The following is a 20,646-nucleotide window of genomic DNA, read 5'->3' as shown; positions in this document are numbered from 1 at the left end:
GGCAGCCCAGATGGCAACCCGCTTGCGGCAGCATACCGAAATCAGTCGGCGTATTGGCCGGCGGCCTGGATCAGCGGGCGCCACTTGGCGATGTCCGCCTGCCAGAAGGCCCGATGTGCATCGGGCGTGGCGCGCGCCACCGGTACCGGCGCGGTGCCGAGGGCTGCGAAGCGGGTGCCGACATTGGCATCCTGCAGCGCAGTGACCAGCGCCTGGTTCAGCCGGGTGATGACCGGTGCCGGTGTGCCCTTCGGCGCATACAGGCCGTGCCACACGCTGACCTCGAAGCCCGGCAGCCCGCCCTGGGCCGCGGTGGGCAGGTCCGGCAGCGCGGCAATCCGCTCCGGCGTGGTCGCCGCGAAGCCGCGCACGCTGCCGGACTTGATCTGCTCCGTCGTATTGGTGGTCTGGTCGCACATCAGGTCCACCGTGCCGGCCAGCAGGTCGTTCATCGCCGGGCCGGTGCCGCGATAGGGCACCGTGGTCATCTTGGTGCCGAGTGCCTGTTGCAGCAGCAGGCCGCACAGGTGGCTGGCGGCGCCGATGCCGGCATTGGCGTAGTTCAGCTTCTCGCCTTCCCGCCGCACCAGGGCCGCGAGTTCGGTCATGGTCTGCGCCGGCAGGCCGTTGCGGCCGATCAGCGTCATCGGCACCTCGGTCACCAGGCCGATGGTCTCGAAGCCGTTGATCGGGTCATAGGCGAGGCGGCGATACAGAGTCGGAATAGTCGCCATGCCGATGTGGTGCATCAGGATGGTGTAGCCATCCGGCCGCGCCTGGGCGCAGCGCTGCGCACCCAGCGTGCCGCCGGCGCCGCCCACATTCTCCACCACCACGGTCTGGCCGAGCGAGGTGCTCATCGCCTGGGCGATCAGCCGCGCCACCGTGTCGGTCGGCCCGCCGGCGGCGAAGGGCACGATCATGTTGACCGTGCGGGTCGGGAACGTCCCTTGTGCGAAAGCAGGCGCGGCGAGCGCGGCGCCGGCGAGGCCGAGAAGGCCCCGCTTTCCGATCCTGGTCATTCTTGTCTCGTTCCCTCGGGAAGGCAGGCGTTAGGGTTCAGGCGTCCATCTTCAGGGCGGCGATGAAGGCGCTCTGCGGGATTTCGACCTTGCCGAACTGCCGCATGCGCTTCTTGCCTTCCTTCTGCTTGTCCAGCAGCTTGCGCTTGCGGCTGATGTCACCGCCATAGCACTTTGCCGTGACGTCCTTCGACATGGCGCTGATCGTCTCGCGCGCAATCACGCGGCCGCCGATCGCGGCCTGGATCGGGATCTTGAAGAGCTGGCGCGGGATCAGCTCCTTCAGCTTCTCGCAGATCTGCCGGCCGCGGCGGTCCGCCTGGGTGCGGTGCGCCATGAAGGACAGCGCGTCCACCGGCTCCGCATTCACCAGGATGGAGATCTTCACCAGGTCGCCCGGCTGGTAGCCATCCACCGTGTAGTCGAAGCTGGCATAGCCGCGGGAGACCGATTTCAACCGGTCGTAGAAATCGAACACCACCTCATTGAGCGGCAGGCGATAGACGGCCATCGGGCGGGTGCCGACATAGGTCAGCTCCACCTGCTCGCCGCGGCGCTCGTTGCACAGCGTGAGGACGGAGCCGAGATATTCCTCCGGCACCATGATGGTGGCCTTGATCCAGGGCTCGCTGATTTCCTCGATCACGCTGGGGTCCGGCATGTCGGCCGGGTTGTGCAGCTCGCTCTCCTCGCCGTTCGTCTTCTTGATCTTGTAGACGACGGAAGGCGCGGTCGCGATCAGGTCCAGGTCGAACTCGCGGGAAAGGCGCTCCTGCACGATCTCGAGGTGCAGCAGGCCGAGGAAGCCGCAGCGGTAGCCGAGGCCCAGCGCCGCGCTGTTCTCCATCTCGTAGTGGAAGCTGCTGTCGTTCAGCCGCAGCTTGCCGACCGATTCGCGCAGCTTCTCGAAATCATCCGCATCCACCGGGTACAACCCGCACCAGACCACGGGGATGGAAGGCTTGAAGCCCGGCAGGGCCTCCGTCGCCGGGTTGCGGTCATCGGTCAGCGTGTCGCCGACATTGGTATCGGCCACCGTCTTGATGGCCGCGGTGACGTAGCCCATCTCGCCCGGGCCGAGGCTTTCCACCGCCACCATCTTGGGCGTGAAGACACCGACCTGCTCCACCGTATGGGCGGTGCCGTTCGACATCATGCGGATCTTCATGCCCTTGCGCAGATGCCCGTCGCGCACCCGCACCAGCACCACCACGCCGAGATAGGCGTCGTACCAACTATCGACCAGCAGGGCCGTCAGCGTCTTCTCGCCATCGCCGGTCGGCGGCGGCAGGCGGGTGACGATGGCCTCCAGCACGCCTTCGATGTTCAGGCTGGTCTTGGCCGAAATCATCACGGCGTCGGAGGCATCGAGGCCGATGACATCCTCGATCTGCTGCTTCACCCGCTCCGGCTCCGCCGCCGGCAGGTCGATCTTGTTCAGGACCGGGACGATCTCGTGGTTGGCATCCAGCGCCTGGTAAACATTGGCCAGCGTCTGCGCCTCGACGCCCTGCGAGGCATCGACCACCAGCAGGGACCCCTCGCAGGCGGCGAGCGACCGGCTCACCTCATAGGCGAAGTCCACATGGCCGGGCGTGTCCATCAGGTTGAGGATGTAGGTCTCCCCATCCTTCGCCTTGTATTGCAGGCGCACGGTCTGCGCCTTGATGGTGATGCCGCGCTCCCGCTCCAGCTCCATGTTGTCGAGGAGCTGTTCCTTCATCTCGCGCAGCGCCACGGTGCCGGTGGTCTGGATCAGCCGGTCGGCGAGCGTGGACTTCCCATGGTCGATATGGGCGATGATCGAGAAGTTGCGGATGCGGGAGAGGGGTGTGTCGGTCATCTGTTTCCGGGCGCCGGCCATGGCGGGAAAGGCCCGCCTGCGTCACCGGGGAGATAGGGCAGAACCCGCGTAAGTCCAAACTTTTCCGGGCGCGGCGCCTGTGCCGGCTACCCGGCCCGCTTATTCGATCCGGGCGCCGCTGATCTCCACCATCTCCCGCCACCGCGGGCGGTCGGCCAGGATCCGGGCGCGGGTCGCGGCCGGCTCCAGCGGCGGCAGCGGCAGCAGGCCATTGGCGCGCAGCCGTTCCTCCAGCCCCGGATGGGCGGCGGCGCGGCGCAGCAGCTCAACCGTCTGGCTGCACAGCGCCGGCGGCAGTCCGGCCGGGCCGGCCAGGATGTTCCAGCTCTGCAGGTCGATCTCGCCGATGCCATGGCCGGCGAATTCACCGAGGCCCGGCACATCCGGCAGGAATGGCACCCGGGCGCGGGACCCTACGGCCATCGGCTTCAGCGTGCCGGCGGCCACATGCGGCAGCAGGGCCGGCATGAAGTCGAAGGCCATGTCGATATTGCCCGCCAGCAGGTCGTTCAGCGCCGGCGCGCCGCCCCGGTATGGCACCACGGTGATGGCGGCCCCGCTGCGCCGGGCGATGGTCGCCGTCAGCAGGTGGGACGCGCCGCCGCTGCTGGCGGCGCCATTCGTCAGTTCATTCCCCGGGCGCCTGGCCCAGTCCAGCATGGCGCCGAAATCGGTCCAGCCCCGCTCCGCCGCCCGGTCCGCCCGCACGCAGCACAGCGTGGTGGAGGTGACGACGCTGGTGATCGGCGTCACGTCCCGGTCCACATCCAGCGGCATGCGCGACATCATGGCGGGCAGGGAGGTGAACAGCGTTATGCTGAACAGCCCCGTGGTCAGGCCATCCGGCGGCGCCTTGGAGACCGCATCCATGGCGATCAGACCATTGGCGCCGCTGCGATTCTCGATGACGACGGCCTGGCCGGAAGTTGCCTGGATGGCCTCGCCATACAGCCGGGCGATGGTGTCGGATTGCCCGCCGGGTGGATTGGGCACGATCAGCCGCATCGGCCGGGTGGTCGATATCTGGCCAAGGGCGGGGCTCGCCAAAGGCGCGGCGGCGGTGGCGGCGAGCAGCGTGCGGCGGGCGATCATGCCCGGAAGGGTAGCCGGGTCTTTCGCGACGGCGGAAGAGCAAATATCAGAACAAACCGGATCATCCGAAGGAGCCGAACGCCATGCCGAAGCGCGCCATCTCGTCACCCAAGGTGTTCAAATCCAGCCGCCCCTTCGCCCAGGCGACGCTGGCCGGCGGATTCCTGTTCGTCTGCTCCACCGGCCGGGACGTGGAAGGCAGGTTCGTCGTCGGCGATGTCCGTGCCCAGACGCAACAGACGCTGGACAATATCCGCGCCCTGATCGAGGAGGCCGGCGGCACCATGGATGATGTGGTGAAGTGCACCGTCTACGTGACGGACCGCGCGAATTGGGAGCCGATGAACGAGGTGTATTTCGCCAATTTCGTCGAGAACCCGCCGCACCGCGTGTCCTGCATCGTCAGCGGGCTCGGCTCCGTCGATTGCCTGGTCGAGATCGATGCCACCGTCTATCTCGGCAAGGACTGACCGCCCGGCCCGGCCCCGCGCCTGGCGGGACCGGGCTTGACTGGACCGGGCTTGACGGGACCGGGCTTGACGGGACCGGGCTTGACGGGATCGGGCCAGCCGATCAGCCGCGCAGCACCGCGCCGGTTGCCTTGGTCACGGCGGCGACGATCTTGCCCGTGACGGCTTCGATCTCGGCATCGGTCAGGGTGCGTTCCTTCGGCTGCAAGGTCGCCTGGATCGCCAGGCTGATCTTGCCTTCCGGCAGCTTGTCGCCGGCATAGCGGTCGAACAGCACCACGTCGGCCACCAGCGTCTTCTCCGCATTGCGGGCCGCACGCAGCACCTGCTCCGCCGGCACGCTCGCATCGACAATGAACGCAAAGTCGCGCCGCAGCGGCTGGAAGGCCGGCAGGTCGGGCAGGCCCTTCTTCCTGCGCTTCGGCTCCGCGATCGCGTCGAGGAACACCTCGAAGGCCACCACCGGCCCTGCCAGGCCGAGTGCCTTCACCACAAGCGGGTGCAGTTCGCCGAAGGTCGCCAGTACCGTCTTCGGCCCCTGGCGCAGCACGCCGGAACGGCCGGGGTGGTAGAAGCCCGGCGCATCCGTGGTCAGCATCACGGCCGCCATCGGCACGCCGAGCGCCGCCACGACGGCCAGCGCATCGCCCTTGGCATCCAGCGCATCCACCGGCCGCGCCGGCGCTGCCCAGTTGGCCGCCGTCTGCCCGGCGCGCACGCCCGCGGCGACCGCCAACTGGCTGATGCCCGCCGCCGGGTCGCGATAGGCGCCGCCGATCTCGCCCAATGCCACATCGCCGAAGCCACGCGCCGCATTGCGGGCGGCCGCCATGGCCAGCGATGCCACAGGCGTCGGCCGCATCTGGTCCAGGTCGCTGGCGATCGGGTTTTCCAGGTGCAGCCCATCCGGCGTCTCGCCAAATAGGGCGGCCGTCGCCCGGTCCAGGAAGCCGTAGGTCACGCAATCCTGCATCCCGCGCGAAGCCAGCACCCGCCGCGCCAGCGCCGCGCGGACCTGCTTCGGCGCCAGCGCCGGTCGCGGCACGGCGGAGGTGACGGGCAGCGACACCGCCGGCACCGCATCCAGCCCGCCCAGGCGCAGCACCTCCTCCACCAGGTCGCATTCCGGCTCGATCTCGGCACAGCCCTCGGCGGCGATGCGGGCGCGGTCGGCGGGCAGGGAGGGGTCCTGCGCCAGCGCTCCAGGGCCGGCGATGTCGTTGCGCCAGGACGGCACATCCACCGTCACCTGCGCCGCATCACGGGCTGCGATGGTGAAGCCCAGCCGCTCCAGCCGCCCGACCACCTCGGCCTCCGGCAGATCCAGCCCGCCGAGGTCGCGCACCCGGGCGAAGCGCAGCGTCGCCTGGCGCTGCCAGGCCGGCTCGGCCCCGGCCTCGGAAATCTCCGAAGCCTCGCCACCGCACAGCTCCTGGATCATCCTCGTCGCCGCTTCCAGCGCCTTGGGCAGCAGTGCCGGGTCGATGCCGCGTTCGAAGCGGGACCGCGCATCGGTGCGCACATCATGCCGGCGGCCGGACAGCGCGATGCGCACCGGGTCGAACAGCGCACATTCGATGAAGCATTCGGTGGTGCCTTCGTCGCAGCCCGAATGCTCGCCACCGATGATGCCGCCCAGCGCTTCCGCGCCATCGGCATCGGCGATGACGCCGTCCTCCTCCGTCAGCGCATAGGTCTTGCCGTTCAGCGCCAGCAATTCCTCGCCGGGCCGGGCCATACGCATGGTCAGCTCGGTGCCGGCAACCTTCGCCACGTCGAAGACATGCAGCGGGCGACCGACAGCAAACGTGAAAAAATTGGTGATATCAACCAGCGCGCTGATCGGCCGCAGCCCGATCGCCACCAGCCGGTCCTGCAGCCATTGCGGGGAGGGCCCGTTCTTCACGCCCCGCACCGCACGCCCCAGCACCCAGGTGCAGGCCCGCGGATCGGCGATCTTCCACTGCAGCGGAGCGGGATAGGCCGGCGCCACCGGCGCCACCTCCCAGCCCTTCAGCGTGCCGAGGCCCGCCGCCGCCAGATCCCGTGCAATGCCACGCACGGAGAGCGCGTCGCCGCGGTTCGGCGTGACCTTGATCTCGATCACCGGATCATCGAGGCCCGCCCACTTCACATAGCTCTCGCCGAGCGGCGCATCCTCCGGCAGGTCCACGATGCCCGAATGGTCATCGCCGAGACCCATTTCCCGCGAGGACAGCATCATCGCCTCGGACTTCACGCCGCGGATCTCGCCCAGCTTCAGCGTGATGCCGGTGCCCGGGATGAAGTCGCCCGGCACCGCCAGCACGCCCTTCATGCCCGTCCGCGCATTCGGCGCGCCGCAGACAACGGACAGTTCGCGCCCATCGCCCACATCGACGCGCAGCTGCCGCAGCCGGTCCGCATTCGGGTGCTGAACCGCCTCGATCACGCGGGCGATGCGGAAGCTGCCGAGCTGCGCGGCCTTGTCCTCGATGCCCTCGACCTCGATGCCGATGGCGGAGAGGGTGGTGGCAATGGCGTCCAGCGTCGCATCCGTCTCCAGATGCTCGCGCAGCCAGCTCAGGGGGAATTTCATCGGATCAGATCCCCTCGTGCAGGCTGGCCGGCGCCAGCGGATCGGCGGCCCAGTGGCGCAGCCAGCGCAGGTCGCTTTCGTAGAAGGGGCGCAAATCCGGCATGCCGTGCTTCAGCATGGTGATGCGCTCGATGCCCATGCCGAAGGCGAAGCCCTGCCATTCGCGCGGGTCCAGCCCGCAATTGGCCAGCACCTTCGGGTGGACCATGCCGCTGCCCAGGATCTCCAGCCAGTCGCCACCGCCGCCAAGCTCACCCGTCTTCCGGTTCCAGCCGATGTCCACTTCCATGGAGGGCTCGGTGAACGGGAAGTAGCTGCTGCGGAATCGCACCGGCAGGTCGGAAATGCCGAAGAACGCCCGCAGGAAATCCGTCAGGCAGCCCTTCAGATGGCCGAGGGTAATCCCGCGGTCGATCACCAGCCCCTCCACCTGGTGGAACATCGGGCTGTGCGTCGCATCATGGTCGGCGCGATAGGTGCGGCCGGGCGCGATGATGCGGATCGGCGGCGGCTCGCCCAGCATGGTGCGGATCTGCAAGGGCGATGTCTGCGTGCGCAGCACCAGCCGCTGCCCGGCGGCATCGGTGCCCGGCATGTAGAAGGTGTCGTGGTCCTGCCGCGCCGGGTGATGGTCCGGGATGTTGAGCGCGCCGAAATTGTACCAGTCGCCCTCGATATCCGGCCCCTCGACCACCCGGAAGCCCATGCTGCCGAAGATCGCCGTCAGCTCGTCGATGGTCCGGCTGATCGGGTGGATGCCGCCATCCGCGGCCGTGCCCGGCGCGAAGGGGCGGGGCGGCAGGGAGACATCCAGCCGCTCCGCCTTCAGCCGCGCCGTCAGCGCCTCCGCCTCCAGCGCCGTCTTGCGGGCTTCGAGCAGCGCCTCGACCTCGCCCTTCAGGCGGTTCAGCGCGGCGCCGCGTTCCTTCCGCTGGTCGGCCGGGACGGCGCCCAGGCCCTTGAGCAAACCGCTCAGGCTGCCGGACTTGCCCAGCACCGCCACCCGCACCGCATCGAGCGCGCGCAGATCCGCGGCGCCGGCCAGTGCCGCCTCCGCTTCCGTCCTCAAAGCCGCAAGGTCATCCGTCATCATGCCAGCATCCGGATACGGAAAAGGCCGCCCCCTGCGGGACGGCCCTCCTGTGTCAGTCTCAGTCCGAACCCGAAAGGTTCAGGCCTGCGCGGGGAGGGCGCCCTTCGCCTTCTCGACGATGGCCGCAAAACCTGCCGCGTCGTCGAAGGCCAGCGCCGCCAGCATCTTGCGGTCGATCTCGATGTTCGCCGCCTTGATGCCCGCCATGAAGCGGGAATAGGTGATGCCGTGCTCGCGGACCGCGGCATTGATGCGCTGGATCCACAACCCGCGGAAGTCACGCTTCTTGTTGCGACGGTCGCGATAGGCATACTGCAGCGCCTTCTCGACCCGCTCCAGAGCGGGGCGATAGGCGGTAGAGGACCGACCGACATAGCCCTTGGCGAGCTTGAGGATCTTCTTGTGACGGGCGTGCTTGGTTACGCCCCGCTTCACACGTGCCATGGTTCAGATCCTCCCTTACCGGCTCGAACCGTAAGGCATCCACTGCTTCACCGTGTCGCTGTCCTGCTTCGGGAGCAGGAAGGTGCCACGGTTCTGCCGCTTCATCTTGTTCGTCTTCGCCGTCAGCATGTGGCGCTTGTTGCCAACGCCGGCCTTGACGCGGCCGGACGCCGTCAACGTGAAGCGCTTCTTCACGCTGGACTTGGTCTTCATCTTGGGCATTTGGACCTCCAAGGTCTGGCCGGTCCCACCTCACCCCAGCCCCCCTCTCGAAGGACCAGACCGCACCATGCGGCAGGGACACGTATCCGCGGCCAGGCATGCCCAACCAGAGGCCATGACACGCGGAGCGCGGCTTGTAGCGGCGCGACAGCCGGGGCGCAAGCGAGGGGCTGGCGCCGGTGATTGCAAGGAGGGCTCTGCCCTCCCTGCACCCTCCCGCAAAGGGCTTTGGCCCTTTGAACCCATGAATCTTGAGCAGGAATGGAGAGGGGCCAGACGTACCGCCGAACATGCGGTCGTCTTGGCCCCTCTCCATTCCTGCTCGAAGGCCTCGCGGTCCAGGGGCCCGAGGCCCCTGGCGGGGAGGTGCAGGAGGGGCAGCGCCCCTCCTGCAAGCCAACCAGCGCCGCCCTACGCCGCCGCCGCCAGGCTGTCCCGTCGCAGCAGCGCGGTCAGGTGGGCGGCGATGGCGCCCATGCCGGTTTGCGGGCCGGTGCGGCCGGCGCGGGCTTCGGCTTCGGCGTTGTAGTTGGTGTTGGTGTTGACGTCGTAGGCGAAGCTGTTGCCGTGGATGTCGGTGATGAATTCGATGGCGCCGACGCCGATGTTGTTGGCCAGCAGGAAGGCTTCCATCCGGTGGATCAGCGGGTGCTGGAAGCCATCGAGGATGCTGAACTTATGGGTGGGTGCCACGGCCGGGCAGGCGGCGCCTTCGCCGATATTGCAGGCGTCCGCCGGGCACAGCTCGAAGCCCTCGGAGGTATCGACCTTCACCGCGTACAGGAAGCGCCCGCCGACGAATTCGGCGCGGGTGATGAAGGGCTCGGCTGCCTCGATGTAGCGCTGCACCAGCCAGATGCCGTCGCGCGGATGCGCCTCCGAATCCGTGGTGATGTCGAGCAGGGCCAGCGCCTCCCGCAGCCCGGCCTCGCTGCGGACCAGGCGCACGCCGAGGCCCTTGCCGGCCCGGTTGTGCTTCAGGATCAGCGGGTAGCCGAGCTTCGCGGCGGCTTCGGGAATGTTCTCCCGCCCCACCACGGCCAGCGTCGCCGGCACCGGGATGCCGTGGATCGACAGCGCCTGGTACTGCGCCACCTTGGAGAGTTCGAGCTGCAGCGCCCGGCGGCCATTCACCAGCGGGCGATTGTGCCGCTCCAGCACCTCGATCACCGCGCCGGCGTATTCCGGCGCATAGACATGCCCGCGGGTGTGGGAGGAGGCGCTCATCCGGTTGTAGAACACGCCGGCCGGCGGCGGCCGGTTCAGGTCCAGCACGCCGCGATCGAGGAACCATTCCTCGAAGGGCGTGCCGAGGCTGTCGAAGGCAGCGCGCAGCGGCGCCACCCAGGCGTCATTCTCGTGGATCACATGGACCTTGGTCATGGCAGCGGACCCTCTCGGAAGGCTGATTTCCCGCCGAGAGAAGATGATTTTTCCACGATGGCGCAATAGGGACGACTAAGAAAGATTTTTCCTCTACGTCGAGGCTCGTTGGCGCGAAATCTGCTTTCTACTCGGCCGCGTCGCCGAGCACGGCCTGCTCCGTCCCCGGCGGGCATTCCGGCATGTCGCGGAGGAATTTGTAGCGCCCATGGCCCTTCAGCGCGGCCAGGTTATGCGGCACGGCGCCGGGCAAGGGCATTTCCGTGACCACCGCTTCCGCCTCGCTGAAATCCACCGCCACCGCGCCGACGGCCGGCATGCCGCCATGGGTCGGGGATCCGAGGAAGGCCAGCGCCGGCAGCCACAGGTGGCGGATGCCGTCCACCACGCGGTCGCGGCTGGCGTGCAGATGGCCCGAGATCACCATCCGCGCGCCGCCCTGCCGCAGCAGCGGCAGAAGCGCCGCGCGCGGGGCGGGGTTGAGGGAGCTGGCGGTCGCCTGGTCCTCCTCCGCATGTTCGACGAACAGCGGCTTGTGCAGCACCAGCGCCACCGGCCGGCCCTGGGCGGTGGCCATCTGCTGAACCATCCAGGCGGTCTGCTCCGCCTCATCCGCCAGGCCGGAGCCGAAGAGCTGGGCGTTAACGCCAACCAGGCGCCAGGCGCCGGCGTCCAGCACGAAGCGGTCGGCGCCGAACGCCTCGTTCCAGCGCGCCAGGCGCGGCGGGTCGATGATCTGGCTGGGGTCCTGGCCGGGCGGCTCGTCGCCCACATCATGGTTGCCGGGCAGGGCCAGCACCTCGCCGCGCAGGCGCGACAGGGCGCGGGCGGCGAAGTCCATCTCGGCGTCGCTGTCCGGTCCGTTGATGCAGAAATCGCCGTTGACGACCACCGCCTGCGCCCCGTCGGCATTGGCGACGTCGCAGCCAATCAGGAAGTTCTGCCAGAAGAAACCATGCGTCGGCGAGAGATGCAGGTCCGAGAGGAAGACGATCTTGCTCATGCGGGCGGTTCCTTCAGGTGAACTGCAGCTGGGTGGCGCGAAAATCCATGTAATACAGCGGCGGATGCTGCCACTGGATGGCGCGGCGTTTGGCGAAGTATTCGCGCACCGGGTACAGGATCAGCGCCGGCGCCTCCGCCTCGAACTCATCGAGCAGCGCCAGCCACAGGCGCTTGCGTTCCGTGGGGTCATTCGCCAGGCGCAGCGCGCGCACCAGCTCGTTGAACCGCACCGGGCGCCAGAAGCCGTTCTTCTGCAGCGAGTAATCCTCCGCCAGATGCACCGCGAGGCCGCCGCCCAGCGGGTCCGGGAAGCGGAAGGCGATGGAGGTCGGGCGGATATCGGCGCCGGGCTGGGTGAGCAGGGACAGGTTTTCCCGCGTTTCCAGCCGGGTGTTCACGCCGACCGCCAGCCACATCTGCTGCACGATCTGCACCGCCTGAAGCATCTGCAGGTAGTAGCCGGGGGCGATGCGGATGACGATTTCCTCGCCCTTGTACCCGGCTTCCCGCAGCAGGCGGCGGGACAGGTCCGGGTCATGCGCGAAGCCACGGCGATCGGCATCGTAAAGCTCGCCGAAGGCCGGGATCTGCAGCGCCCGCATCGGCCGGAAGGCCTCGCCCCACAGGCTGCGGCCGAGCAGCTCCGTGTCCACTGCATGGTTCAGGGCGCGCCGCACGCGCGGGTCGCGCAGCGCCGGGCGGCTGGTGTCGTAGTAGAGGATATGGGCGAAATCGAGCGCCACATCCACGCCCTCCAGCGTCGGGTGCTGGGCCAGGCCCTCGATCTGTTCCGGCAGCAGGTTGGTGACCAGGTCGAAATCCCCCGCCTGCAGGCCGGCGAGGCGGGAGGAGGCTTCCGGCACCACGGTGAACACCACCTGCTTCGCCGGCGGCCGGCCCTGCCAGTAGTCGTCATGGCTCTCCAGCACGGCGCGCTGGTCGCGCTGGAAGGACGCCACGCGATAGGGGCCGCTGCCCACCGGCTTCGTGCGCAGCCCGTCGCGGCCACCCTCGGCATAGGCGCGGGCGGAGTGGATCCAGCCGCCATAGGCCGCGAGCCGCTGCGGCATCACCGGGTCCGGCGTCTTCGTGCGGAACACCACGCGGCGCGGCCCATCGGCCTCCACCCCTGCGAGATGGCCGAAATTCACCCGTCCCTCGAAGGTCTGCACCGGGTCGCCCCACATCCGCTCGGCGGAGAAGGTGGAGAGCACGTCGGCGGAGGTCATCTCCCCGCCATCCTGCATCCGCACCCCCTCGCGCAGCGTGGCGACCCAGGTCAGCGGGTCGCGCTGTTCCAGGCTGGTGGCCAGGAAGGGGGTGAGGTGCTGGCCGCCCTGCGCCGCCTCCGCCCGGAAGTCGCGGCGCCAGAGCGTGTCGAAGACATTGGTGGTGATCCGCAGCCCGACATTGGAGATCGCCTCCAGCGGTTCCAGCGTCGGCGGCAGCGCCTGCACGGCGATGCGCAGCACCGGGCGCGCATCCGCCTGGGCACCGGCCACGCGCGGCAGCAGGGCAGGGCCGGCCAAGGGGGCGGCCAAGGGGGCAGCCAGGATCATCCGGCGGGTGAGGGTCATGGGTGGGGCCTTCTGCGTCGCGCCGGAGGCTAGGCAGGATGCGCGTCAGGTGGATGACGGGCGGATGAGCGGCGCGTGAAGCCGGGCCGATGGCATGGCCTGTGCGGGTTTCACCGGGCTGGCGCGCGCTCTATATCCGGAGTGTGACCATTCCCTTCCGCAAGATGCACGGCCTGGGCAACGACTTCGTCGTGCTGGATGCGCGTGCCCGCCCGCTGCCCATCACCCCGTCCGGTGCGGCCGCCATCGCCGACCGGCATTTCGGCATCGGCTGCGACCAGTTCATCGTCATGGAGCCCGGCACGGATGGCGCCGATGTCTTCATGCGCATCCGCAACCCGGATGGGTCGGAAGCCGGCGCCTGCGGCAATGCCACGCGCTGCATCGCCTCCCTCGTCGCGGATGAGGCGGGGGCGGACCGCGTGGTGGTGCGGACCATCGCCGGCGACCTGCCGGTGGAACGCCTGCCCGGCGGCCTGTGGCGCGCCGATATGGGGCTGGCCCGGCTCGGCTGGCGCGACGTGCCGCTGGCGCGGGAGGTGGATACGCTGCACCTGCCGCTGGCCCGCGGTGAGGTGGCGGACCCGGCCGCGTGTTCCATGGGCAACCCGCACGCCACCTTCTTCGTGCCGGACCTGGACCGCGTGCCGGTGGCGGAGATCGGGCCGGGGCTGGAGACGGACCCGATCTTCCCCGACCGCGCCAATATCGGCTTTGCGCAAATTCTCTCGCCCGAGCATATGCGGCTGGTGATCTGGGAACGCGGGGCGGGCATCACGCTGGCCTGCGGCTCCGGCGCCTGCGCCGCCATGGTGAACGCGCATCGCCGCGGGCTGACCGGGCGGCGCGCCACCATCACCATGCCGGGCGGCGACCTGTTCATGGAATGGCGGGCGGACGGCCATGTGCTGATGACCGGCCCGGTCGCCACCGCCTTCACCGGCACGCTGCCCGATTCGGCTGTTGCATGAGCGTTCGGACGCTGAATTTCGGCTGCCGCCTGAATGCATACGAGACGGAGGCGATGCGCGGCCTGGCCGAGACCGCCGGCCATGATGCCCGGACCATCATCGTCAATACCTGCGCCGTGACGGCGGAGGCCGAGGCCCAGGCCCGCCAGGCGATCCGCCGCGCGGCGCGGGAGGCGCCGCAGGCCCGCATCATCGTCACAGGCTGCGCCGCGCAGATCGCCCCCGAGGCCTGGGCCGCGCTGCCCGGCGTGGCGCGGGTGCTGGGCAATGCGGCGAAGCTGCGTCCGGAATCCTGGGCGCCGGATGCGCCGGCCGGCCCGGTGCCCGACATCATGCAGGCCGAGGCGCCGCCACCTTTGCCGGTTACAGAATTCGCCGGCCGCGCCCGCGCGCTGGTGCAGGTGCAGCAGGGCTGCGACCACCGCTGCACCTTCTGCGTCATCCCCTATGGCCGCGGCCCCTCACGCTCCGTCCCGCTCGGCGTGGTGGTGGAGCAGGTGCGCGCCCTGGTGGCGCAGGGGTACCGGGAGGTGGTGCTGACCGGCGTCGATATCGCCAGCTACGGGCCGGACCTGCCAGGCCAGCCGCGGCTCGGCCAGATGGTGCGGCGGCTGCTGGCGCTGGTGCCGGACCTGCCGCGGCTGCGGCTTTCCTCGCTGGACCCGGCCGGGATGGATGACGACCTCTGGCGGCTGCTGGCGGAGGAACCCCGCCTGATGCCGCATCTGCACCTGTCCCTGCAGCATGGCGCGGACCTGATGCTGAAGCGCATGAAGCGCCGCCACAGCCGGGCCGAGGCCTTGGCGCTGGCCGCGCGCGCCCGCGCCCTGCGGCCGGAGATCGCGCTCGGCGCCGACCTCATCGCCGGCTTCCCGACGGAGGAGGAGGCGCATTTCCGGCAGATGCTGGCGCTGGTGGCGGAAGCCGGGCTGAGCTTCCTGCACGTCTTCCCCTTCTCCGCCCGCCCCGGCACCCCGGCCGCGCGCATGCCGCAGCTTCCGGTAGCGCTGCGGCGGGAACGCGCGGCGCGGCTGCGCCAGGCCGGGGCCGAAGCGCGCCAGGCGCTGTTTGCCAGCCGGCTCGGCCGGGTGGAATCTGTGCTGCTGGAACAGGGTGGCCGCGGCCATACCGAACAATTCGCCCCGGTCCGGGTGCAGGGCCACGCGCCCGCCCCCGGCAGCCTGCGCCCGATGCGGGTGCTGGCCGCCGATGACCGGGGCCTGATCGCGGAGGCGGCCTGACACATGGCACTCAAGGGATTTTGGGACCGCCTGCGCGGCCGCGAACCTGCCCCCCAGCCGAGCCCTGAGCCGAGCCCCGAGCCGGCACAGGTAACCCCGCCGCCGGCCCAGCCGCCGATCCCCGTCGCGCCGGGGCCCGAGACACCGCAGCCGCCCATGCTGCCGCCGGTGTCGCCGCTGCCGCCGGTGCCGGCCACCCCGGCGCCCTTCACCACGTTGTCGCCACAGCCGCAGCCGGAGCCGGCACCTGAAGCGCTGCCCATGCCCGGGCCGGAACAACTCCTGGCCCCGGCCGATGACGACGCGGCGCTGAATGAGGCGCTGGCCAGCAGCGAGCCGGAGCCGGCCACCCCGGCGGCCGGCGGCTGGTTCTCCCGCCTCAAGACCGGCCTGTCCCGCTCCACGGCGCGGCTGACCGATGCGCTCACCACCGTTTTCCGCAAGCGCCGGCTGGACGACGCGGCGCTGGAGGAGCTGGAGGATACGTTGATCGCGGCCGATCTCGGCGTCGCCGCCGCGCGCCGCATCGTCGAGGGTTTCCGGAAGACCCGCTTCGGCCGGGAGGTCTCGGACGAGGAAGTGAAGGCCGCGCTGGCGGAGGCGATCGCGGAGATCCTGGCCCCCGTGGCGAAGCCGCTGGAGATCCGCCGCGACCTGGCGCCGCATGTGGTGCTGGTGGTCGGCGTGAACGGCACCGGCAAGACCACCACCATCGCCAAGCTCGGCCAGCAATACCGTGCCCAGGGCCTCAAGGTGATGTTCGCCGCCGGCGACACCTTCCGGGCCGCGGCGGTGGAGCAGCTGCAGATCTGGGGCGACCGCACCGGCTGCCCGGTGGTGGCGCCAGCCAAGATGGGCGCCGACGCCGCGGGCCTGGCGCATGATGCGCTGTCCCGCGCGCGGGCGGAGGGGATGGACCTTCTGCTGATCGACACCGCCGGCCGGCTGCACAACAAATCGGCGCTGATGGAGGAACTGGCCAAGATCATCCGCGTGATCCGCAAGCTCGACCCCTCCGCGCCGCATTCGGTGCTGCTGACGCTGGATGCGACCACCGGGCAGAACGCCCTGCAGCAGGTGCGGACCTTCAAGGACATGGTCGCGGTTTCGGGCCTCGCGGTCACCAAGCTGGATGGCAGCGCCAAGGGCGGCGTGGTGGTGGCGCTGGCGCAGGAGATCGGGCTACCGGTGCATTTCGTCGGCGTGGGCGAGAAGGCCGCCGATCTGCGGCCCTTCACCGCGGTGGATTACGCGCGCGGATTGGTGGGCCTGGGCTAACCTCGGCCACCGCCGCGTGGCGGAGCGGCCTTCGCGGAAGGCTGCGCCACCTGCCCAACCGAGTTATCAACTTATTGTCATGTTGTTAACGCTTCTGACAATGTGTGCTTGCGCCTAGGTTCATATCCGTATGCGCAATGGATCGTGCGCGTACGAATTTGGAGACGACGCAGGATGCGCCGCAGCTGGCTTGCCTTTGCCTTCCTTCTTGCCCTGCCGGCCGTGGCGCAGGCGCAATCGGGCAACCCCCTGCATGACCAGCTCTCGAGCATGTCGGAGACTGTGCGGCGGACGGAGGTCTTCCGGGTCCTCACCGGCGGCGGCGCAAGCTGCCAGGCGGTCAACACGACCTATTTCGCCGGCTTCGACCAGGACCGCACCGCCTATTGGGACCTGCGCTGCAGCGCCGGGGGGCAGTACCGCATGATGCTTCCGCCGCAGCGCTTCGCGCGGCTGACGGTGGCCGTCTGCGGCGCGCTCGGCGGCGGCATCGCCTCCGGCCCGTGCTTCCAGCCGGTCGGCGGCGCGCGCGCCGTGGCCTCGGCGGGTACGGGCATGGGAGTGCAGCTCGCCGGGGGCCAGCAGGCGGCCGAGTCCGGCAGCCGCTACGGCGCCGTCTATGCCACGGATGCGCCAACGGCCGCATTCGGCTTCGGCAATGGCGCGACGGACCGGCTGGCGGTGAACACCGCGGCGGTACGCGCCTGCCAGACCATGGCGGGGCGGATCCCCTGCAAGTTCCAGGGCGAACTCGTCAATCGCTGCGGTGCCCTGGTGCAGGGGGTGATGCGCCATCCGAATGCGATGGCGATGACCAGCGACATCAGCACCGTGGTGCTGGCCCGCAACTTCCCCGGCCTCGGCGCAACGGAGCAGGAGGCGGAGGCGCAAGCCATGCAGTCCTGCCGCGCGCTGCCGGGCGTCACCTGCCGCGTCGCGGCCTCCGGCTGCTAGGCGGATATGATCATGCACAAGATCCTCTCGGCCACGCTTCTCACGCTCGGCCTGCTGTCGCCGGCCATCCCGGGTGCGGCCCAGACCTTGCCGGCACCCCAGACTTTGCCGGCACCCCAGACCTTGCCGACAGCCCAGACGCAGCCGGCGAATGGCGCGCTGGCCGCCATACGTGCCCGTGGCGAGCTTTCCTGCGGCGTGAACGGCGCATTGCCCGGCTTCGCCGCGCCGGATGCGCAGGGCGCCATGCGCGGCTTCGATGCGGATTTCTGCCGCGCCGTCGCCGCCGCCGTGCTGGGCGATGCCGCCAAGGTGCGCTTCGTCCAGATCGACACGCCGGAGGCCGGCTTCGCGGCACTCGGCGCGCGGCGGATCGACCTGCTGTCGCGCAACACCACCTTCACCTATTCGCGGGAGACGGCGCAGCCGGTGGCCTTCGCCGGCATCACCTTCTTCGACGGCCAGGGCCTGCTGGTCGGCCGCGACTCCGGCTATGCGAGCCTGCGCCACCTGGACGGCAAGCGGGTCTGCGTCACCGGCATCGCCGGCTCCACCGGGCGGGAAGTGGTGGAGAGCGAGGCCGCGCGCCTCGGCATCACCATCACCGTCATCGAGGCCGGCGGCGGCACCGCGCTGCTCCAGGCGCTGGCGGCGGGACGGTGCGAGGCGGCCTCCACCGATGCCTCCCAGCTCGCCATCCGTCGCGTCACGGAACTGCCGAACCCCGATGACTTCACCCTGCTGCGCGAATTCCTGAGCCGCGAGCCGCTCGGCCTGCTGGTGCGGGAGGGCGAGGAGCCGCTGCGCCAGGCCGTGTTCTGGGTAGTGCAGGCGATGCTGGAAGCCGATGAGTTCGGCGTCACCAGCACCAACCTGGTGGAGATGGTGCAGTCGAACGACCCGGTGCTGCGCCGGCTTATCGGGATGGAGGACGCGCTGGGCCGGAATATCGGGCTGGACGGAGACTGGTCGCAGCGCGTGCTGGCCCAGGTCGGGTCCTATGCCGAGGTGTTCCACCGCAACCTGGGCGCCGGCAGCCGCTTCGGCCTGGACCGCGGACCAAATGACAACTGGCAGCGCGGGGGGCTGATGTTCCCCCTGCCGCTGCGCTGAGGAGCATGCCGATGCGACCGATGCTGATCCTCGGCCTGACCGCCAGCCTTCTCGCCGGCCTGGCCGCCTTGCCGGCCGCCGCGCAATCCACGCTCGAACAGGTGCGGGCGCGGGGGGAATTGCTGTGCGCCACCAATACCGGCCTGGCGGGCTTTGCCCAGGCCGATGCCCAGGGCGTGGTGCGCGGGCTGGACGCGGATACCTGTCGCGCCATCGCCGCCGCCGCGCTGGGCGATGCGAACAAGGTGCGCTTCCTCGGCATGACCACGCCGCAGGCGATCGCGGCGCTGCGCGAGGGACGGGTGGATGTCGCCAGCCGCAACCTGACGCAGACCATGGGCCGCGATACCGATCTTGGCCTGTCCCCCGCCGGGATCAACTTCAATGATGGCCAGGGCTTCCTGGTGCCCGCCGCCGCCAGGATCACTGAGGCGAAGGGGCTGGACGGCAAGCGCATCTGCGTCGTCGCCGGCACCTCGAATGCGCAGGCGCAATCCGATGCGGCGCGCCGCCTCGGCATTCGTACCACGCCCGTCGAATCCCCTGGCTTCGCCGGCCTGCGGGATGATTATGCCGCCGGCCGCTGCGATGCGATCAGCGCCGACTTGTCCAGCCTGCTGGTGCTGCGGCAGACCGGCACCGCGGACCCTGCGGCCCACCTCCTGCTGCCTGATATCATCAGCCGCGAGCCGCTCGGCCCGCTGGTGCGCGATGGCGACCCGCACTGGCGCAGCCTGGTGTTCTGGGTGGTGAACGTGATGCTGGAAGGCGAGGCGCGGGACATCGGCACCGCCAATGCCGCCGCCCGCCGCGCCGACCCGTCGCCACTCGTTCGCCGCATCCTGGGCGCGGAACCGGGCCTCGGCACGCCGCTCGGCCTGTCCGATGACTGGGCGTTCCAGGTGCTCCGCCAGGTCGGCAATTACGGCGAGGTCTTCGAGCGCAACCTAGGCCAGGGTTCCAGCCTGAAGCTGGAGCGCGGGCTGAACGCGCTGTGGAACCGCGGCGGGCTGATGTACCCGATCCCGATGCGCTGAAGCCGCCGCGCCGCGTGCCGGCGCTAATCCAGCGGAATCCGCAGGCGCGCGCCGGGGGCGAGGTCCTTCAGCAGCACGTCCTGCCGGTCCGACAGATGCTCCCGGCCGAAGGTGAAGCCGCGGCGCTGTTCGCGCTCATCGATGATCATCGGCTCCAGCCGCGGGCCGACCTGGTCACCATAGATGTCGGGCGGCGCCTGGATGTTGCGGTTGGGCATCGGCGCCAGATCGCCCACCACCAACGGCGGGCGGATCATGCCCGGCAGCGGCGGGGCAGGGGGCGGGGGATACGGCAGCACCTGTGCCGCCCCGCGCCGTTGCGCCAGCGCCGTGCCGGGGGCCAGCAGCGCCAGTCCGGCCGCGAGCAGGCCGCGCCGGTTCATAGCGCCGCCGCCTTCAAGGGGGTGGTGCCGCGTAGATCGCCGGCCGGATTGCCGCGCGGCGCGCCGAGCGGCGCATCCCCGGCCTCCCGCCACGCCTGCAGCACCCAGTGGACGGAGGGGAAGGCAAGGTCGTCCCAGGGGATTTCCTCCCAGGCGAACAGTCGCACCTCCAGGCTTTCGGGCCCCGCGGCGAAGCCGGGGGTGGCCAGGCCGGCGCGGAACAGGATCTGCACCTGGCCGATGCGGGCGATGGAATAGACCGCCAGCACGCCATCCAGCCGCAGCTCGGCGCAGGCTTCCTCCAGCGCTTCCCGCCTTGCGCCTTCCTCCACCGTCTCGCCGAGCTCCATGTAGCCGGCGGGGATGGTCCAGAAGCCGCGGCGCGGTTCGATGGCGCGGCGGCAGAGCAGCACCTTGCCATCCACCCCGACGACGGAGCCGACGACGATCTTCGGATTTTCGTAGGCGATGTAGCCGCATTCGCCGCAGGTCAGGCGCTCGCGGTCTTCCCCGGGGGGCGTTCTACGGATGAAGCGGGCCGGGTCGCTGGACATCCCAACAGGGTGGCGCCGGTCGGGCCGCTTCGCAAGGCGCGCAGGATCACGCCACGGCCAGCTTCCTCAGATCGTGCGGTTCTCGCCACGCCTGCAATCGCGCCGGCTACGGCGCGGGTCTCAGACCCGCAGGTCGAGCAGCGACCCGCGCGGCATCGGGCCGGTGGGCGGCGCCGGCAGCGCATCCAGCGTGCGCTGCTGCGGCGCCGGCATCGGCTGCAGCGGTTGCGGGCCGGCGCCCGTGCCGCGCACCTGCGCCGCACCTTGCGTCCGCGAGACTTCCGCCGTGAAGGCGGACAGGGAGTTCATGGCGATCATGCGGACGACCATGAAGCTAAGGTCTGAATGATCCGTGAACCTGTAAG

At 69.9% G+C, this 20,646-nt stretch carries 20 protein-coding genes; 7 read left to right on the top strand and 13 right to left on the bottom strand.

The window, feature by feature from the left end; genetic code table 11:
• Positions 1 to 41: 41 nt before the first annotated feature.
• The 3 genes from HB662_RS26060 to HB662_RS26050 form a co-directional block, all read right to left on the bottom strand.
• Positions 42 to 1,022 (bottom strand): tripartite tricarboxylate transporter substrate binding protein BugD, encoded by a 981-nt coding sequence (locus HB662_RS26060; protein ID WP_168054460.1) that lies wholly within the window; start codon positions 1,020 to 1,022, stop codon positions 42 to 44.
• Between the two features lie 37 nt (positions 1,023 to 1,059).
• Positions 1,060 to 2,865, bottom strand: a complete 1,806-nt coding sequence (gene lepA / locus HB662_RS26055; RefSeq protein WP_168054458.1) for a translation elongation factor 4 — start codon at positions 2,863 to 2,865, stop codon at positions 1,060 to 1,062.
• A 120-nt stretch (positions 2,866 to 2,985) separates the two neighbouring features.
• Positions 2,986 to 3,978 carry a Bug family tripartite tricarboxylate transporter substrate binding protein gene (locus HB662_RS26050; protein ID WP_168054456.1) on the bottom strand — a complete coding sequence of 331 codons (993 nt, stop codon included), beginning with the start codon at positions 3,976 to 3,978 and terminating at the stop codon, positions 2,986 to 2,988.
• 83 nt (positions 3,979 to 4,061) lie between these two features.
• Here HB662_RS26050 and HB662_RS26045 point away from each other — a divergent pair, with 83 nt between their 5' ends.
• Entirely contained in the window at positions 4,062 to 4,448 is a 387-nt protein-coding gene (locus HB662_RS26045) for a RidA family protein (RefSeq protein ID WP_168054454.1), read from the top strand.
• Positions 4,449 to 4,551: 103 nt separating this feature from the next.
• Here HB662_RS26045 and pheT read toward each other — a convergent pair whose 3' ends face one another.
• From pheT to HB662_RS26010, 7 genes are all read right to left on the bottom strand, one after another.
• Positions 4,552 to 7,026, bottom strand: coding sequence for a phenylalanine--tRNA ligase subunit beta (pheT, locus tag HB662_RS26040; protein ID WP_168054452.1), 2,475 nt, complete (start codon positions 7,024 to 7,026; stop codon positions 4,552 to 4,554).
• A gap of 4 nt (positions 7,027 to 7,030) precedes the next feature.
• Entirely contained in the window at positions 7,031 to 8,116 is a 1,086-nt protein-coding gene (pheS, locus tag HB662_RS26035; protein ID WP_168054532.1) for a phenylalanine--tRNA ligase subunit alpha, read from the bottom strand.
• Between the two features lie 81 nt (positions 8,117 to 8,197).
• A complete protein-coding gene (gene rplT / locus HB662_RS26030; protein WP_168054450.1) occupies positions 8,198 to 8,563 on the bottom strand; it encodes a 50S ribosomal protein L20 in 366 nt (121 codons plus the stop codon).
• A 15-nt stretch (positions 8,564 to 8,578) separates the two neighbouring features.
• Positions 8,579 to 8,785: a 50S ribosomal protein L35 gene (gene rpmI / locus HB662_RS26025; RefSeq protein ID WP_168054448.1), complete on the bottom strand. Its 207-nt coding sequence runs from the start codon at positions 8,783 to 8,785 to the stop codon at positions 8,579 to 8,581.
• A gap of 411 nt (positions 8,786 to 9,196) precedes the next feature.
• Positions 9,197 to 10,168: an ATP-grasp domain-containing protein gene (locus HB662_RS26020; RefSeq protein ID WP_168054446.1), complete on the bottom strand. Its 972-nt coding sequence runs from the start codon at positions 10,166 to 10,168 to the stop codon at positions 9,197 to 9,199.
• A gap of 127 nt (positions 10,169 to 10,295) precedes the next feature.
• The gene (locus HB662_RS26015) at positions 10,296 to 11,171 is read right to left on the bottom strand and encodes a metallophosphoesterase family protein (RefSeq protein ID WP_168054444.1); all 876 of its coding nucleotides are present in this window, start codon (positions 11,169 to 11,171) and stop codon (positions 10,296 to 10,298) included.
• Between the two features lie 13 nt (positions 11,172 to 11,184).
• On the bottom strand, positions 11,185 to 12,750 hold the full coding sequence (locus HB662_RS26010; protein WP_168054442.1) for an ABC transporter substrate-binding protein: 1,566 nt from the start codon (positions 12,748 to 12,750) through the stop codon (positions 11,185 to 11,187).
• A gap of 89 nt (positions 12,751 to 12,839) precedes the next feature.
• Here HB662_RS26010 and dapF point away from each other — a divergent pair, with 89 nt between their 5' ends.
• The 6 genes from dapF (at position 12,840) to HB662_RS25980 (ending at position 19,344) form a co-directional block, all read left to right on the top strand.
• Complete coding sequence (gene dapF, locus HB662_RS26005) at positions 12,840 to 13,721, top strand: diaminopimelate epimerase (protein WP_168054440.1); 882 nt, start codon at positions 12,840 to 12,842, stop codon at positions 13,719 to 13,721.
• Positions 13,718 to 14,962 (top strand): tRNA (N(6)-L-threonylcarbamoyladenosine(37)-C(2))-methylthiotransferase MtaB, encoded by a 1,245-nt coding sequence (gene mtaB, locus HB662_RS26000; protein WP_168054438.1) that lies wholly within the window; start codon positions 13,718 to 13,720, stop codon positions 14,960 to 14,962. The genes dapF and mtaB overlap by 4 nt, the downstream gene beginning before the upstream one ends.
• Before the next feature lie 156 nt (positions 14,963 to 15,118).
• Positions 15,119 to 16,240 (top strand): signal recognition particle-docking protein FtsY, encoded by a 1,122-nt coding sequence (ftsY, locus tag HB662_RS25995; RefSeq protein WP_342449588.1) that lies wholly within the window; start codon positions 15,119 to 15,121, stop codon positions 16,238 to 16,240.
• Positions 16,241 to 16,414: 174 nt separating this feature from the next.
• Positions 16,415 to 17,194 carry a DUF4189 domain-containing protein gene (locus tag HB662_RS25990; protein ID WP_168054434.1) on the top strand — a complete coding sequence of 260 codons (780 nt, stop codon included), beginning with the start codon at positions 16,415 to 16,417 and terminating at the stop codon, positions 17,192 to 17,194.
• Between the two features lie 12 nt (positions 17,195 to 17,206).
• Positions 17,207 to 18,307, top strand: coding sequence for a transporter substrate-binding domain-containing protein (locus HB662_RS25985; protein ID WP_168054432.1), 1,101 nt, complete (start codon positions 17,207 to 17,209; stop codon positions 18,305 to 18,307).
• 11 nt (positions 18,308 to 18,318) lie between these two features.
• Positions 18,319 to 19,344, top strand: coding sequence for a transporter substrate-binding domain-containing protein (locus HB662_RS25980; protein ID WP_168054430.1), 1,026 nt, complete (start codon positions 18,319 to 18,321; stop codon positions 19,342 to 19,344).
• Between the two features lie 23 nt (positions 19,345 to 19,367).
• On the opposite strand, the gene HB662_RS25975 is transcribed toward HB662_RS25980, so the two are convergent.
• From HB662_RS25975 to HB662_RS25965, 3 genes are all read right to left on the bottom strand, one after another.
• Positions 19,368 to 19,727: a hypothetical protein gene (locus HB662_RS25975; protein ID WP_168054428.1), complete on the bottom strand. Its 360-nt coding sequence runs from the start codon at positions 19,725 to 19,727 to the stop codon at positions 19,368 to 19,370.
• A complete protein-coding gene (locus HB662_RS25970; RefSeq protein WP_168054426.1) occupies positions 19,724 to 20,281 on the bottom strand; it encodes an NUDIX hydrolase in 558 nt (185 codons plus the stop codon). The genes HB662_RS25975 and HB662_RS25970 overlap by 4 nt, the downstream gene beginning before the upstream one ends.
• A gap of 120 nt (positions 20,282 to 20,401) precedes the next feature.
• Entirely contained in the window at positions 20,402 to 20,599 is a 198-nt protein-coding gene (locus tag HB662_RS25965) for a hypothetical protein (protein ID WP_168054424.1), read from the bottom strand.
• Between the last annotated feature and the right edge of the window lie 47 nt (positions 20,600 to 20,646).

Source organism: Falsiroseomonas frigidaquae (assembly GCF_012163145.1).
Taxonomy (GTDB): domain Bacteria; phylum Pseudomonadota; class Alphaproteobacteria; order Acetobacterales; family Acetobacteraceae; genus Falsiroseomonas; species Falsiroseomonas frigidaquae.
The sequence above is the reverse complement of the archived record's forward strand: the minus strand, read 5'-3'. Positions and strand labels throughout refer to the sequence as shown.